Source organism: Acuticoccus yangtzensis (assembly GCF_001927245.1).
In the GTDB taxonomy this organism is placed as follows: Bacteria; Pseudomonadota; Alphaproteobacteria; order Rhizobiales; family Amorphaceae; genus Acuticoccus; species Acuticoccus yangtzensis.
This window is the reverse complement of sequence record NZ_MJUX01000009.1, coordinates 184,506-198,556: the sequence shown is the minus strand read 5'-3', so window position 1 is coordinate 198,556 and position 14,051 is coordinate 184,506. Positions and strand designations below refer to the sequence as shown.

Below are 14,051 nucleotides of genomic sequence, written 5' to 3'. Positions count from 1 at the left end.
CAAGATCAAAGCCCTGTTGAAGAAGGCCGCTGAGCGAACTGTCACCGCCCTTCGGGATCGCGTCGGCGACGTCCTCCACCTCGTCACCCCCGACGAGGCCCGCGCCTATTTCAGAGCCGCCGGGTATAACCCGGACTGAGCGCGAAGTGCTCTAGCAGCGCCACGATGCGTGCCTGCTCGGCTGGAAACAGCTCATCCCAAGTCGGGTCCAGCTGTTGCAGAGCGGGATGGACATGTGACCCGGTGATCTCTGGTCCTCCAGGCGCGCCGCCTTCTATGTGCCCGCCACGATTTCGGGTTGGCGGAACACAGCCCGCGACTGGCCGATGACCGCGGCTTCTATCTCGCCCGCCTGCACGCGCCCGACGGGGCAATATCCAGCTCCATGCTTCAGCACCGTCTGGCTCACGTAGTAGCAGTAGAGCCGATCTCCTTTCGGAGTATGGGTTGGCGAGAAGGCGGCACCGTCGGGGCCGAAGAGCAGGCCCTTCAGAAGCGAAGGAGTTTCGGCGCGCGTGCACGCGGGCTCTCCTGAAGGATTGCTCGGACATTGTCCCAAAGCGCTTGATCGACAATCGGTGCGTGCTCGCCGGAGTAGCTCACGCCCTTGTGGACCGCCTCGCCGATGTAGGCGGAGTTGTTCAGCATCCGGTACAGGTACTTCTTGTCGATCGGGCTCCCGTGCTTGGTTGTTACTCCTTCTTTCCCGCTAAACTCGTTCATGCGCGGATAGAAATGTTCGCTTATGCTGCGGGCAAGCTGCTTTGCTATTTCGTCGAGATGCTCACCTACCTTTCGGTAAAATCCGGCAGGTAGACGATCTTGGTTGAGACCTTGCCAATCGTCGGCATCATTGGCGCTTCGTCGAGTTCGCCAGTCTCTCGTTTGAGGGATATTAGGCTTTCGAGCCAAGCATGGAGCGTCAGACTAGCGAGAGACGACGGAGGATTTTCCCGGCGGCGTTCAAGCGAGAGGCGGCCCTGCGTGTCACGAAGAGCGGCCAGCCGATCGTTCGGGTGGGCGAGGAGCTCGAGCTGCACGAGAGGGTGCTGAGGCGTTGGATAGCCAGTTACGGCTCAGAAGGGACAGCGCTGCAGCGGCGCCCCACAGCGCAGTCGGTCGCACCCTCACCGGCCGATCTCACCTTGGAGTGAGGTGCTCCCCGCAAATTGGACAGCTTCGTAAGCTATGGAAGGGGCCGCCGCGCGCACGGGTGCGGCCTACGTCCACCCCTTCGTCGACCCTGCCGTTGCCGCTGGACAAGGCACTGTTGGCCTCGAATCCTCGACGACATGGCCGACCTCGAAGTGATCTCGGCGGCGGCTGTTTCGCCAGCGGCCTCGCCTGTGCGGTCAAGGCGCTCCGGCCGCGGGTGCGCATTATGGGCATTGGGCCGGTGAGCTCACCGACTCTGAAGCGGTTGCTAGATGCCGGCCGCGCGGTCGCTCTGGAGGACGTCACCACACGCGTTGCGACGATGGCGTGCCGGCAAACCACGAAGGCGATCGCCGCCCGTTGCGCGCGACCTTCGTCGACGAGGTCGTGCTCGTGAGTGACGCCGAGATGCTGGACGCGGCGCAGACCCTCTGGCGAGAGGTTGGGATCGCGGCGGACCTTTCGGGTGCCGCCTCCTACGCCATGCTTCAGACGGGCGGGGCAGGATTGGCGCTGGGGACGCGTGTCTGTGCCCTGGTCTGCGCCGCCGGCTCGGACGGCGCGGGTCCGGCGGAGATGACATGAGTTCCGCCGCGATGCGGCAGGCGCCGACGCGGGCCGCAATCATCCCCTCGGAGTTCGGTTCCCCGCCCCCGTTCCGCAGTAGAGCGGCACGATCCACCACCACGGCGCGGGCGCACTCAATCGCCGGGGAGGGCGAGGATCACGAGATCGCGTTGCGAGCCCTTGTGGGCGTGGCGCATCGCGGTCTGGTAGTCGGGGTCGTCGTAGCAGGCGGTCGCCGCCTCGTATGAGGGGAATTCGACGACGATCAGGCGCTGGGTGTCCCGCTGCTCCTTCAGGGCGATCGCGAGGTCGTCCGGGTTGACGCGCGCGTGATACTTCTTCGCGATCGGCGCCCAGAGACGGTTGTATTCGTCGTGGGCGGCCTGGTCGTGGATGGCGCTCCCCAGGATCAGCCAGTAGCCCTTCATCGCATTCTCCGTCGGTGGGTGTCGCACGCGCCCGCGTGCCGCCTCATGAGGTGCCGAGGCCGAGGTGGGCGCGCAAGCGGTTCTTCACGAACACGGCGTCGCGCGGCGGCAGCGAGCGCGGCAGGTTCTCGGCATGCACCTTGAGCACGTGGAGCCGCGGCCCGGCGGAGGGGGAGGGCGCGGCGAGCGAGGCGGCGAGCGCATCCACCTCGGCGAGGGTGCGCAACTGGCTGGCCTGCGCGAAGCCGGAGGCGGCGGCGATCGCGGAAAGGTCAATCCCCCGGCCGGTGTGGCTCCCCTGCATCCCGGTCTCGCCGAAATGCTCGTTGTCGAGGACGATGACGGCGAGGTTGGACGGGCGCGCCACGGCGATCGTCGCCAGCGCGCCGAGCGCCATCAGCTGCTCGCCGTCGCCGGTGATCACCATCACCCGCCGCTCCGGCTGCGCTTGGGCGAGGCCGAGGCCGACCAGCGCGGCACCCCCCATCGCGCCCCAGAGATAGTAATTCTCCGGCCGGTCGCCGGCGGCGTGGACGTCGTAGCTCGGCGAGCCGAGGCCGGTGACGACGAGCGCCTCGCCGCACAGCTCCATCAGGCGGGCGACCGCGGCGCGGCGGTCCATGGTGGGGGCATCCATGGTGGGGGCCTTGTCCATCTCGCTCACCACTTCTTCTTGCCGAGGAGGCGCTGGCCGATCAGCACCGCGATCTGCTGGTCGCCGTCGAACGCCATCGTCGCCGCCTGCTCCACGGTGGCGACCACGTCCGCCCCCGTCTCGGCGCGGCGCACGGTGACGCCGATCGCCGTCAACGCCGCCTCGGTGGCGCGGCCCATCGGCACCTGCCAGGGATTGAACTCGCCCCACTCGCCGCGCATCGTCACCAGCATGAGGAGCGGCATGCGCGCCTGCACCGGCAGCGACAGCATGTTGATGCAGTTGCCGACACCGGACGACTGCATCAGCACCACCGACCGCATGCCGCCGAGCCAGGCCCCGCAGGCGATCGCAATGCCCTCCTCCTCGGTGGTCAGGACGTTGGTGACGACACCCTCGTCCGCCTCGAACAGGCGGATCAGCGCCGAGTGGCCGGCATCGGGGACGTAGGCCATGTGGCGCACCTTCGCGGCCGTCAGGGCGTCGTAGGTGGCGCGGGGCCAGTCGGCGGGATCGGCTGTCACGGGAGGGCTCCGGGCAAAGGCTCACCCTGTGGTAGCCTTTCACAAATTGGATGACATCAACCCTTTTGGTCGAACAGACATCGCGATATTCTATCGCCGTGGACATCCCCCAGCTGCGCACCATCCTCCACGTCGCCGAGCTCGGCAGCCTGTCGAAGGCGTCGGAGCGGCTGAACATCGCCTAGCCGGCTCTGTCGCGGCAGGTGCGGCTTCTGGAGGCCGAGCTCGGCGTGCGCCTGTTCGATCGGCACGGGCGCGGCATGGTGGCGACGGAGGCGGGCCTCGCCGTCCTGCGCCACGCCGGGCGTGTCATGGCCGAGCTGGAGGAGTTGCGCGCCAGCGTCGCCGGGGAGGACACGCCGCTGCGCGGGCACGTCGCCGTGGGCATGCCGCCGACGGTGTCGGACCTTCTCTCGGTGCGCCTGGTGACGGCGTTCCAGGAGCGTCACCCGGAGGCCACCTTGCGCATCGTCAGCGCCTATTCGGCGAGCCTCGTCGACTGGCTGCGGCGGGGCGAGATCAACGTCGCCATCCTCTACGGCACGCGCACCGGGTCCTCGCTCACCGTCACGCCGCTGATCGAGGAGACGCTGGCGCTGATCGGCCCGCCCACCGAGCCGCCGCGCGCCGGGCCGGTGGGCGCGGACGACATCGCGGGGCTGCGCTTCTTCCTCCCCAGCGTCGGCAACGGGCTGCGCACCGTGGTGGAGCATTGGGCCGAGGCGACGGGCGCCTCGCTGGACGTGCGCGTGGAGGCCGACAGCTACGCGACGCTGAAGGGCCTCGTCGCCAGCGGGCGCGGCTACACCATCCTGCCCGTCGCCCCGCTGCACGGCGACATCGCCGCCGGCCGGCTGTGGCACGCCCCCTTCGCCGGACCGGCCCCCTTTCGCCGCCTTCTGCTGGCGACGCCCGCCGATAGGGCCACCTCGCGCCTCGCCCGCTACGCCGTGCGCACGATCGAGGAGACGACGCGGGCGCTCGCCGACGAGGGCGTGTGGCAGGGGAGGGTGCTGGCCGGGACGGGGGGCGGCGAGCCATAGAATCCGTCGATGGCTGATCGGCCCAATCTTTAATGGCGGGCATAGGTGGGGGTCGCTACCTGCGATGGGCCGACCACCGGCCGCGAAGGATCCGCCATGAACGTCCTCATCGTCTACGCCCACCCCGAGCCGGCCTCGTTCAACGCGGCGATGCTGGACGTCGCCGTCACGACCCTCACGGCGCTCGGCCATCGGGTCACCGTCTCCGACCTCTACGGGATGGGCTGGAACGCGGTCGCCGGTCCCGCCGACATCGCCGGGCCGCGCGCCGATCCCGCGCGCTTCTCTTTGGCGCGGGAGCAGACGGCCGCCATGGAGGCCGGGACCATCGCCCCCGACATCGCCGCCGAGCAGGCCAAGCTCGCCGCCGCCGACCTTCTGATCCTTCAATTCCCGGTCTGGTGGTTCGGCATGCCGGCGATCATGAAGGGGTGGGCCGACCGGGTGTTCGCGCGCGGCTTCGCCTACACGGCGGGCGCGAAGTACGACACGGGGCTGTTCCGCGGCAAACGGGCGATCGTCGCGGCGACGACCGGCACCTCGGCCGCCACCTACGCGCCGGACGGCATCGACGGCGACATCCTCGCCGTGCTCTGGCCGATCCACAACGGCCTCCTGCGCTATACCGGGTTCGAGGTGCTGCCGCCGTGCGTCGCCTACATGCCGGGCCGCGAGAGCGAGGAGGGCCGCGCCGCCCAGCTCGCCGCCTGGGCCGAGCGGCTGCGAACGCTGGACGCGGCCGAGCCGCTCTTCTTCCACCCCGCAGCCGACTACGGCCCCGACGAGCGCCTCCGCCCCGGCGTCGTCGCCCGCTCCGCCGTGCAGCGCAATTTGTGAGCGCGCCGCCACGGGGGAGGTGAATCTCTGTCTCCTACAGAAGACAGTCCGCTTGCAATGTGTCTTCCATAGGATACATTGCCGGGATGAAGATCGTTTCGCTTCCCGCATTCGACACATGACTGCGGCGGCTTCGGGATGTGCGGGCACGGGCGGTCATCGTCCGGCGGATCGGGCGGATGAAGGCCGGCAACTTCGGTGACGTCAAACCGGTCGGCGGCGGGGTCAGCGAGCTTCGGATAGACTTCGGGCCGGGGTACCGCGTCTATTTCACCCGGCTGGGCTTAACGATCGTGGTGCTTTTGCTGGGCGGCGACAAGGACAGCCAGCAATCCGATATCGCGAAAGCGAAGATCCTTGCATCGACGGTTGGGGATGGGGGCGATGACGAAGACGATTGACGTGACCACGCTGCCGGAGTTCGACGAGGCCGCCTTTCTGGACAGCCCGGAGGCGCGGGCGGCCTATCTGTCGGACGCGATGCAGGACGGCGACCCGGCCGAGTTTCGGCGGGCGCTCGGCGAGGTGGCGCGGTCGCTCGGCATGGCGGGGATCGCCGCCGAGGCGAACGTCGGGCGGACGAGCCTCTACAAGTCGCTCGGCGAGCAGGGCGATCCGAAATTCTCCACGGTGCTGCGCGTGATGGCCGCCATGGGGCTGGGGCTTTCCGCCCGCCCGCTCGACCCCGCCGAGAGCGATCCGCGGCAGACGTGAGCGGGCGGCGCCAGCGGGACGGAGGGCGCCCTACGTCCCCGCCTGGCGCACCGTCGCCGCCAAGCCGCCGTCGACGAGGAGTTCGGTGCCGGTGATGTAGGCGGCGCGGTCGGAGGCGAGGAAGAGCGCCGCATCGGCCACGTCCTCGGCCGTCCCCATGCGCGCCAGCGGCACCTGCGCGGCACGGGCGGCCCGCGCCTCGTCGAAGCTGCGCCCGCCGTAGGACGACGCCAGCGTCTTGCGGATGCGCGGGGTGTCGATCAGCCCGGCGATCACCGTGTTGGCGCGGATCCCGGCCGCGGCGTGCTCGATCGCGAACAGCCGCATGAAGTGGATCGCCGCCGCCTTGGTGGCGCCGTAGGCGAGGTGCGGGTAGCCGACATCGCGGAGGCCGGCGATGGACGAGGTGGCGAGCACCACGCCCCCGCCGCGCGCGCTCATCACCGGCACGACGGCGCTCGTCGCCACGTGCAGCGATGTGAGGTTGGCGTCGGCGATGCGGCGCCAGTCGGCCGCCGAGGTCGCCGCCGAGGGTCCCGCCTTGCCCAGCCCCACGTTGCAGTGGAGCACGTCGATCCGCCCGTGCCTCTCCGCGACGCCCGCTATGGCGGCGGTGAGCGCGGCGTCGTCGAGAACGTCGACCGCGCCCGCCTCGGCGCGGCCGCCCGCCTCCTCGCACAGCCGCGCGGTCTCCTGCGCAGCGGCGAGGTCGACGTCGAACGCCGCGACATGCGCGCCCGCTCCGGCGAAGGCGAGCGCGATCGCCTTGCCGATGCCGATCCCCTCGCCCAGCGACCCGGCGCCGAGGACGACCGCGACGCGCCCCGAAAGTTGTCCGCTCATACTGTTGATCCCTTCTCGGCCAACTGCCCCTTCTCCGCCAGCTGGCGTGCGAGGCGGGCCGACTGCATCTCCTTGCGCAGCCCGACATAGAGCGACAGCACCGTCGCCGCGATGAAGAACCAGCAGATCGGGCTCCTGATGAACACCGCCGCATCGTTGGCGATGAGATAGGAGCGGCGCAGATTGTCCTCGAACAGGGGGCCGAGGATGAAGCCGATCAGCAAGGGCGCCGAGGCCATCCCCACCCGCGCCATGACGAAGCCGAGCACCCCGAAGGCGAGCATCACCACCACGTCGAACATCTGGTTCTGAACCGCGTAGCTGCCGAACACGCAGAAGAGCAGCACCATCGGGATGAGGATGTGGCGCGGAATGTCGGCGATGCGCGCGAAATGGCGGATCGCGAACCGGCCGACCACGAACAGCACCACGGATGCCACGATCATCCCCGCGAACAGCGCGTAGATGAGGTCGATATTGTCCTGGAACATCAACGGCCCCGGCGTCAGCCCCTGCAGCATGAAGGCGCCGAGGATGACCGCGGTCACGACGTCGCCCGGAATGCCGAGAGCGAGCAGCGGAATCAACGTCGCCCCCGCCACGCCGTTGTTGCCGGACTCCGCGGCGGCGACGCCCTGGATCTCGCCGCGCCCGAAAGTTTCGGGATGTTTCGACGCCCGCCGCGCCTCGCCGTAGGACAGGAACGAGGCGGCGGTGGCGCCGATCCCCGGCACCGAGCCGAGCGCCACGCCGATCAGGCTACCGCGCACGATGGTCGGTAGCGAGCGTCGGAATTCCGGCCAAGACACGCGGGTGCGATCGCTCTTGTTGGCCTCCAGATGGCCGGTCCGCTGCAGGTAGAACTCGATCACCTCGGGGATCGCGAACAGGCCGATGAGAAGCGGGATGTAGCCGATCCCGCCCATCAGGTTGAAGTTGTCGAAGGTCAGGCGCTGCGTGCCGTAGACGAGGTCCAGCCCGACGGTGGAGAGGAGCACGCCCACGAGACCCGAGATCAGCCCCTTGGTGAGCGAGGACCCGGAAATCGAGATGACGATGGTGAGCGAGAAGGCGATCAGCCAGAAATATTCCGGCGCGCCGAATTGGAGCGCGATGCTGGCGATCATCCCGGCGAGGAAGATCAGCGCGAGGTTCGAGATGACGTCGGCGATGCACGACGCGTAGAGCGCCATCTCGAGCGCCTTGCCCGCCTCGCCGCGCCGCGCCATCGGATAGCCGTCGAGCGTGGTGCAGGCGGCCGCCGGGGTGCCCGGCGCGCGGATCAGGATGGCCGAGATCGAGCCGCCGAAGATGCCGCCTTTATAAATGCCGACCAGAAGCAGGATGCCTGTCACCGGCGGCAGCGAGAAGGTGAAGGGGAGGGCGAGGGCGACCGCCATGGTCGCCGTCAGGCCCGGGATGGAACCGATGGTGACGCCGATCATCACCCCCGCGCCGATCGCGAGGAAGTTCTGCAGCGTGAAGAACAGGCCGAGGCCGGCGGAGATGGCGTCCATCATGATGCGACGAGGGCCTCCAGCGGCCCCTCCGGAAGCGGCACCATGGCCACCTTGGTGAAGAAGAGCCAGATGAGAACCGGCACCGCCACCGCGACTAGCACCAGCCGCAGGACGTTGCGCTCACCGCCCGCGAGCAGCATCGCCGCCATCGTGCCGACGGCGACGGGGAGCATGCCGACCCGCTCCGGCAGCCACCAGAAGGCGGCGAACACGGCGGCGAGAAGGAGGGCGCTGAGCGGCCAGTGGCGCGCCGGGTCGAACCCTTCGCCGTCCTCCTTGGGGACGCCGCGCCCGAACATCGCCTGCGCGGCGCAGACGAGGCCGAGAAGGCCGATCAGCCCGGTGAGGACGTAGGGCAGGAAGGCCGGCGACAAGGGCGCGGCCTTCACATTTCCCGGCACCGAGATGAAGGCGGGGATGACGAAGGCCGCGAACAGGGCGGCGGCGGCGGCGGTGAGAAGCCCGAAGGCGACGTCGCGCATCGAGCGGCGGGCGACGGCTGCGGGAAGGGCCGGCGTGTCCGGCGGGGTGTGGACGGTGTCCGTCATCGCGACTCTCCAGACGCGAGAGAAAATGGGAAGCGCCGGGCGCACCCGGCGCCCGGCGATGATCTTGGGAGGACGGCGCCCCGCGGATTATTCGACGCGCACGCCGGCCTTCTCCACCACGTCGGCCCACTTGGTCAGCTCGCCGTCGATGAAGGTGGCGAACTCCTCCGGCGTGCCGCCGACGACCGCCGAGCCGTTCGCGGCGGCGTAGGTCTGGAAGGCCTCGCCCGAAATCACCTCGTTGGTCGCCGCGTTGATCGCCTCGACGATCGCCGGATCGGTCCCCGCAGGCGCCAGAAGTCCGAACCAGGCGACCGCCTCGAAGCCCTCCAGCTCCGGAATGCCGAGTTCGGCCAGCGTCGGCACGTCCGGCAGCGACGGCTCGCGCTCGGCCGAGGTGACCGCGAGCGGGCGGATCGTCCCGGCCTTGATCTGCGCCATCGCCGAGGGGAGGTTGTCGAACATCACGTCGATGTCGCCGGAGATCAGCGCAGGCACCGCCTCGCCGCTGCCGCGATAGGGAACGTGCGTCATGTCGAGCCCGGTGCGCGACTTGAACATCTCGCCCGAGAGGTGGATCGACGAGCCGGTGCCGGACGAGCCGAAGCTCAGATTTTCGCCCTTGGCGACGTCGATGAACTCCTGAACGCTGGCCGCCTCGAAGTCCTTCGGCACGACCATGACGTTGGGGATCTGAGTGATCCAGACGATGGGCACGAAGTCGGCCTTCGCATCGTATTGCAGGTTGGCGTAGACCGCCGGGGCGATGCCGTGGGACGAGACCTGGCCCATGAAGAGGGTGTAGCCGTCCGGCCGGGCGCGGGCGGCCTGCGCGGTGCCGAGCGTGGCGCCCGCGCCGGGGCGGTTCTCCACCGTCACCGTCTGCCCCCACGCCTCCGAAAGGCCCTGCGCCACCTGGCGGGCGAGAACGTCCGTCGCCCCGCCTGCGCTATAGGGCACGATGATGGTCACGCGCTTGGCGGGATAGTCGGCGGCGTATGCGCCAGTGGCGAAGCCCAGCCCGAGCCCGATTCCGGCGAGGGCGGCGGTTGCGACGCGCCGTGTGATCGTGGTCATGTGTTTCCTCCTTTTATGGTTGGTGTCGGCCGGTCTCAGACCGAGCCGATGGTCATGCCGCCGCAGACGTAGAGCACCTGGCCGGTGACGAACCCGGCCCGCTCCGAGGTGAAGAAGGCGACGGCGTCGGCGATGTCGTCCGGCGTCCCGAGCCGCTCCACCGGCACCTTGGCGATGATCGCCTCGGTGCGCGGCGCGCCGGGCGGGTTCACCGCGTCGAACAGCGTGGTGCGGATCGGCCCCGGCCCGACGGCGTTGACGGTGATCCCGTGCGTCCCGAGTTCCAGCGCCCATGTCTTCGTGACGCCGTGAAGCCCCGCCTTCGTCGCCGAGTAGGCGGTGCGGTCTTCCTTGCCGAGCGCGACGCGGCTCGAAATGTTGACGACGCGCCCCCACCCGGCGGCCTTCATCGCCGGCAGCACCTTCTGCAGGATGATCAGCGGCGCGGTGATGTTGACCGCCGTCACCGCCGCGATCGACGCCGGGTCGGCGCTCTCCACCGGCGCGGGTATGACGATGCCGGCATTGTTGACGAGCGCCGTCACCGCGTGGCGGGCGACGACGTCGTCCATCACCGCGCCGAGTGTTGCGGCGTCCGACAGGTCGCACTCCACGAACTCGGCGAAGGCGTCGTGCTCGGGCGCGATCCGGTCGAGGCCGACGACCGCGAACCCGTCGGCCGTCAGGCGCTTCGCGATGGCCGCGCCGATGTTGCGCGCGGCACCGGTGACGAGGGCGGTGCGGGTCATGCCGACCGGCCTTTCGCTGGAGACATCGGCGTGGTGCCGTGAGGAACCGCCGCTGCGAGGGCGTTCCTCCCTCGCGCTCCCTCCGCGTCGCCGGCGATGAGGCAGGGCGACGTCATGAGGTTTTCAGCCCGCCGCCCGCCGGCGTCTCGTCCTCGGGCGCGTAGGGGATCGCCTCGTCGATCGTCTCCCAGATGAACCGGCCGGAGGGGCGCTTCTGCTCCTCGGCGATGTGGGCGATCAGCCCGGCAGTGCGGCCCAGCACGCAGAAGCCGCGCATCAGCGCCACGGGGATCCCCATTTCGCCCAGCAGCGCCGCCGTGGAGCCGGTCGCGTTGATCGTCGTCTCCTTGCCGCGCGCCGCGTCGAGCTTCGCCGACAGCAGCCGCAGCGCCGCGCAATAAGGCCCGTCGATGCCGTTCTCGCCGGCGATTTCGAGCAGGCGGTAGGCGCGCGGGTCACGCGGGCGGTGAAGGTGGTGGCCGAACCCCGGCAGCGGCGCCTTGCGGGCGACATGCTCGGCGACGATCTCGCCCGCCACCCGCTCGCCGTCATCCCCGGCGGCGACGATCCGCTCCAGAAGCCGCGCGTTGTTCTCCACCGTGCCGACGAAGCTCGACCCGACCGCGAGGAGCCCCGCCGCCACCGCGCCCTGAAGGTTCTCCGGCGCGCTCATGTAGATCGAGCGGGTGGCGATGGCGCTCGGCGTGAGGCCATGCTCCATCATGGTGATCAGCACCGCGTTGAGCACGCGCCGCTCGCCGTCCGAGATCTCGCGGCCCAGGATGTGCCACACGGCGACGCCCAGGAAGTCGGCATCGCGGCCGGGGGCGAGGATGTCCTCGACCAGATTGCGGTCACGATAATAGACGTTGGTGAGGTCGTGGTGGGACAGCGCCGTCGTGGGGGGCGTTTTCATGCGCTTTCCTTATTTCTTTGCGCGACGAAGTCGTCGACCAGCACCTGTTTCTGGAGCTTGCCGTAAGCGTTGCGGGGCAGGGCGGGGTAGACGACGACCGCCTTGGGCGCCTTCACCGGGCCGAGCCGGTCCTTCACGCGGGCGATGATCGCCTCCGCGTCGACCGTGCGGCCGGGCTTCGGCTCGACCGCGGCGAGCACCGCCTCGCCCCACTTCTCGTCCGGCGCGCCGAACACCGCGCAGTCGGCGACCGCATCGTCCTCGGCGATCACCGGCTCCACGTCGGACGGGTAGACGTTGAAGCCGCCGGTGATGACGACGTCCTTGGAGCGGCCCTTGATGAAGAGGAAGCTCTCGTCGTCGAACGCGCCGAGGTCGCCGGTCATCAGCCAGCCGTCTTTGATCGTCTCGGCGGTCTTTTCCGGCTGGCGCCAGTAGCCCGTCATCACCAGGTCGCCGCGGATGGCGATCTCGCCGATCTCGCCCGTCGGCACCTCGCGCCCATCGGGGCCGAGGATCGCGACGCGGGTGAGGAAGGTCTCGCGGCCGACCGAGGCGCGCTTGTCCTCGCGCGTCAGATCCTGCGCCGAGATCATCGTCGCGATCTGCGGCGCTTCGGTCTGGCCGTAGGTGGACGCGACGACGGGGCCGAACATCGCCTGCGCGCGTGCGATCTCCTCCGAGCGCATCGGCGCCGAGCCGTAGACGAGGTTCCTGAGGCGCGGGAAGGTGAGCCGGTCCGCGTCCGCCTCGCGCATCATCATGTAGATCATCGTCGGCGGCAGGAAGGTGGTGGTGATGCCGTTTTCCGCCAGCTGGGCCAGCACGTCGGCCGGGCGCGGCCGGTCGATGAGGACGATGGTGCCGCCGGTCGCCAAAGTCGGCATGATGTAGGTCGAGGTGCCGTGGGTGATCGGCGCGGCGGTCAGATAGCGGTCGCCCTCGACGAGCCCCCAGGCGACGATCTGCGTCGCGATGTTGGTGTTCCAGGCGCGGTAGGGCTGCATCACGCCCTTCGGCACCCCGGTCGACCCGCCGGTGAACTTGATCGCCTGCGTCGCGTCCAGCGGCAGCGGGTGGAAGGCGGGCCGCTCGCCCTGGTGACGCGCGAGGAGCCCCGCGACCGTGTCGGCGCCGGTGTCGGGCGCCGTGGTGAGGACGTGCGCCGTGCCGCCATCCACGAGGTGACGCACATCGGGGTCGGCGACGACGATCGACATCTCAGTGAACTCGATCGCCCGGCCGATCTCCTCGGCCCGGTTCTTCGGGTAGAGCGGCACCCACACCTTTCCCGCCGCCAGCGTGCCGACCCAGGCGACGACGTGCTCGGCGTGATTATAAGCGCAGATGCCGACGCGCGAGCCGGGCGCCGGGTCGATCGCCTGGAGCCCCGCGGCGAAGGCGGCGGAGGCGGCGTCGAGCTCGGCATAGGTCATCGCCCCGCCGTCCCATTCGACGGCGGTGAGGTCCGGGGTCTTGCGGGCCTGCCGGTGGAACAGGTCGATCGGGTACATCAGGCAATCCTCGGCAGCGTGAATCCGGCGCGCTCGGCGACGGCGCGCATCGCCGCCACCACGCTCTCGCGCTGCCGGGCGAGGCGGGATTGCACGTTGGTGACGGAGATCGCCGCGACCGAGCGCCCGCCTTCGAACAGCGGAATGCCGATGGCGGCGATATCGGGAATGATGGCGGCCTCGTTGACGACGTAGCCGTCCTCGGCGAAGCGGGCGATCGCGGCGCGCACGGTGTCGGCGGTCAGGTCGCCATATTTGGTGTAGCGCTCGCGTTCGCGGGTGAGGACCGTTTCGCGCTCGGTCTCGGGGAGGGCGGCGAGGAGGGCAAGGCTTGCCCCGCCGGCCCCCAGCGGCCGCCGCGAGCCGACCTTGAGCGTGGAGACCTTGATGTCCCATCCGCCCTCGACGACGTCGATGCACAGCGCCTCGCCGCGCGTCGGCACCGAGAGGCAGAAGATGCCGCCGACGTCCGCCTCGCTGGAGCGCAGCGCGCACCGCATGCGCCGCCTCAGCTGCACGAAGGCGACGTCCTCGCCGGCGCGGCCGACGATCTCGTAGGGCATGATGCCGAGGTGATAGCGCTTGGAGTAGGGGTCGAAGCTGACATAGCCGGTCTCGGTCAGCGTCGCGAGCAGGCGGTGCGCGGTGGCGACGTGCATGTCGGCGCGGCGGGCGGCGGCGCTGAGGCCCATCCCGTCGACACCGCGCTCGGCGATGACGGTGAGGAGGTCGAGCCCCTTGGCGAGCGCCGAGCGCGCCGCGCCGGCGTCACTGGTCCGCGTGTCGTCGCCGGGCCGTCCTTCGCCCGTCGCCCGTGCTTCGCCGTTCGCCCGTGTGTCGCCGTCCGCCTGCCCCTCGACGCGCGCTTTCGCGTTGCCGTTCATGGATGCCGCGGTGCCGCGGGCGGCACGTTCCGGCCGAACGTCGACGGGCGACGACCGCTCGAATGCGCTCATCGCAG

Annotated in this window: 19 protein-coding genes and 1 pseudogene; 8 read left to right on the top strand and 12 right to left on the bottom strand. The window is 69.7% G+C overall.

What is annotated here, in order from left to right; genetic code table 11:
• Positions 1-139: pseudogene (locus BIX52_RS23750) on the top strand (IS630 family transposase); the annotation flags it as partial.
• 350 nt (positions 140-489) lie between these two features.
• Here BIX52_RS23750 and BIX52_RS23525 read toward each other — a convergent pair.
• On the bottom strand, positions 490-912 hold the full coding sequence (locus BIX52_RS23525) for a recombinase family protein (RefSeq protein WP_211098200.1): 423 nt from the start codon (positions 910-912) through the stop codon (positions 490-492).
• A gap of 2 nt (positions 913-914) precedes the next feature.
• Between BIX52_RS23525 and BIX52_RS24095 the strand changes: the two genes are divergently transcribed.
• A complete protein-coding gene (locus BIX52_RS24095) occupies positions 915-1,154 on the top strand; it encodes a transposase (RefSeq protein ID WP_075222751.1) in 240 nt (79 codons plus the stop codon).
• A 361-nt stretch (positions 1,155-1,515) separates the two neighbouring features.
• The gene (locus BIX52_RS23310) at positions 1,516-1,740 is read left to right on the top strand and encodes a pyridoxal-phosphate dependent enzyme (protein ID WP_075222749.1); all 225 of its coding nucleotides are present in this window, start codon (positions 1,516-1,518) and stop codon (positions 1,738-1,740) included.
• A 116-nt stretch (positions 1,741-1,856) separates the two neighbouring features.
• Here BIX52_RS23310 and BIX52_RS19410 read toward each other — a convergent pair whose 3' ends face one another.
• From BIX52_RS19410 to BIX52_RS19400, 3 genes are read right to left on the bottom strand one after another with little or no spacing between them, the layout of a single operon-like run.
• A complete protein-coding gene (locus BIX52_RS19410) occupies positions 1,857-2,150 on the bottom strand; it encodes a DUF1330 domain-containing protein (protein ID WP_075222748.1) in 294 nt (97 codons plus the stop codon).
• A 43-nt stretch (positions 2,151-2,193) separates the two neighbouring features.
• Positions 2,194-2,787 (bottom strand): thiamine pyrophosphate-dependent enzyme, encoded by a 594-nt coding sequence (locus BIX52_RS19405; protein WP_075222780.1) that lies wholly within the window; start codon positions 2,785-2,787, stop codon positions 2,194-2,196.
• 23 nt (positions 2,788-2,810) lie between these two features.
• On the bottom strand, positions 2,811-3,329 hold the full coding sequence (locus BIX52_RS19400; RefSeq protein WP_075222747.1) for a thiamine pyrophosphate-binding protein: 519 nt from the start codon (positions 3,327-3,329) through the stop codon (positions 2,811-2,813).
• A gap of 65 nt (positions 3,330-3,394) precedes the next feature.
• Here BIX52_RS19400 and BIX52_RS23745 point away from each other — a divergent pair, with 65 nt between their 5' ends.
• From BIX52_RS23745 to BIX52_RS19380, 5 genes are all read left to right on the top strand, one after another.
• Positions 3,395-3,514, top strand: a complete 120-nt coding sequence (locus BIX52_RS23745; RefSeq protein WP_205647755.1) for a LysR family transcriptional regulator — start codon at positions 3,395-3,397, stop codon at positions 3,512-3,514.
• Positions 3,515-3,520: 6 nt separating this feature from the next.
• A complete protein-coding gene (locus tag BIX52_RS19395; RefSeq protein ID WP_281249212.1) occupies positions 3,521-4,372 on the top strand; it encodes a LysR substrate-binding domain-containing protein in 852 nt (283 codons plus the stop codon).
• 96 nt (positions 4,373-4,468) lie between these two features.
• Positions 4,469-5,209 carry an NAD(P)H-dependent oxidoreductase gene (locus BIX52_RS19390; RefSeq protein ID WP_075222746.1) on the top strand — a complete coding sequence of 247 codons (741 nt, stop codon included), beginning with the start codon at positions 4,469-4,471 and terminating at the stop codon, positions 5,207-5,209.
• Between the two features lie 122 nt (positions 5,210-5,331).
• A complete protein-coding gene (locus BIX52_RS19385; RefSeq protein ID WP_075222745.1) occupies positions 5,332-5,610 on the top strand; it encodes a type II toxin-antitoxin system RelE/ParE family toxin in 279 nt (92 codons plus the stop codon).
• Entirely contained in the window at positions 5,594-5,923 is a 330-nt protein-coding gene (locus BIX52_RS19380) for an addiction module antidote protein (protein WP_075222779.1), read from the top strand. The genes BIX52_RS19385 and BIX52_RS19380 overlap by 17 nt, the downstream gene beginning before the upstream one ends.
• A gap of 30 nt (positions 5,924-5,953) precedes the next feature.
• On the opposite strand, the gene BIX52_RS19375 is transcribed toward BIX52_RS19380, so the two are convergent.
• The 8 genes from BIX52_RS19375 to BIX52_RS19340 all read right to left on the bottom strand — a co-directional run bounded on the left by BIX52_RS19375 (position 5,954) and on the right by BIX52_RS19340 (position 14,046).
• Positions 5,954-6,766, bottom strand: a complete 813-nt coding sequence (locus tag BIX52_RS19375) for an SDR family NAD(P)-dependent oxidoreductase (protein WP_075222744.1) — start codon at positions 6,764-6,766, stop codon at positions 5,954-5,956.
• The gene (locus BIX52_RS19370; RefSeq protein WP_108676491.1) at positions 6,763-8,286 is read right to left on the bottom strand and encodes a tripartite tricarboxylate transporter permease; all 1,524 of its coding nucleotides are present in this window, start codon (positions 8,284-8,286) and stop codon (positions 6,763-6,765) included. Before BIX52_RS19370 ends, BIX52_RS19375 begins: the two co-directional genes overlap by 4 nt.
• The gene (locus BIX52_RS19365; protein ID WP_075222743.1) at positions 8,283-8,834 is read right to left on the bottom strand and encodes a tripartite tricarboxylate transporter TctB family protein; all 552 of its coding nucleotides are present in this window, start codon (positions 8,832-8,834) and stop codon (positions 8,283-8,285) included. The genes BIX52_RS19370 and BIX52_RS19365 overlap by 4 nt, the downstream gene beginning before the upstream one ends.
• A gap of 87 nt (positions 8,835-8,921) precedes the next feature.
• Positions 8,922-9,911 (bottom strand): Bug family tripartite tricarboxylate transporter substrate binding protein, encoded by a 990-nt coding sequence (locus tag BIX52_RS19360; protein WP_075222742.1) that lies wholly within the window; start codon positions 9,909-9,911, stop codon positions 8,922-8,924.
• Positions 9,912-9,946: 35 nt separating this feature from the next.
• Positions 9,947-10,660, bottom strand: coding sequence for an SDR family oxidoreductase (locus BIX52_RS19355; protein WP_075222741.1), 714 nt, complete (start codon positions 10,658-10,660; stop codon positions 9,947-9,949).
• A gap of 112 nt (positions 10,661-10,772) precedes the next feature.
• Positions 10,773-11,576: a citryl-CoA lyase gene (locus tag BIX52_RS19350; protein WP_075222740.1), complete on the bottom strand. Its 804-nt coding sequence runs from the start codon at positions 11,574-11,576 to the stop codon at positions 10,773-10,775.
• The gene (locus BIX52_RS19345) at positions 11,573-13,090 is read right to left on the bottom strand and encodes an AMP-binding protein (protein ID WP_075222739.1); all 1,518 of its coding nucleotides are present in this window, start codon (positions 13,088-13,090) and stop codon (positions 11,573-11,575) included. The genes BIX52_RS19350 and BIX52_RS19345 overlap by 4 nt, the downstream gene beginning before the upstream one ends.
• Positions 13,090-14,046, bottom strand: a complete 957-nt coding sequence (locus tag BIX52_RS19340; RefSeq protein WP_083660530.1) for an IclR family transcriptional regulator — start codon at positions 14,044-14,046, stop codon at positions 13,090-13,092. The genes BIX52_RS19345 and BIX52_RS19340 overlap by 1 nt, the downstream gene beginning before the upstream one ends.
• Positions 14,047-14,051 lie beyond the last annotated feature (5 nt).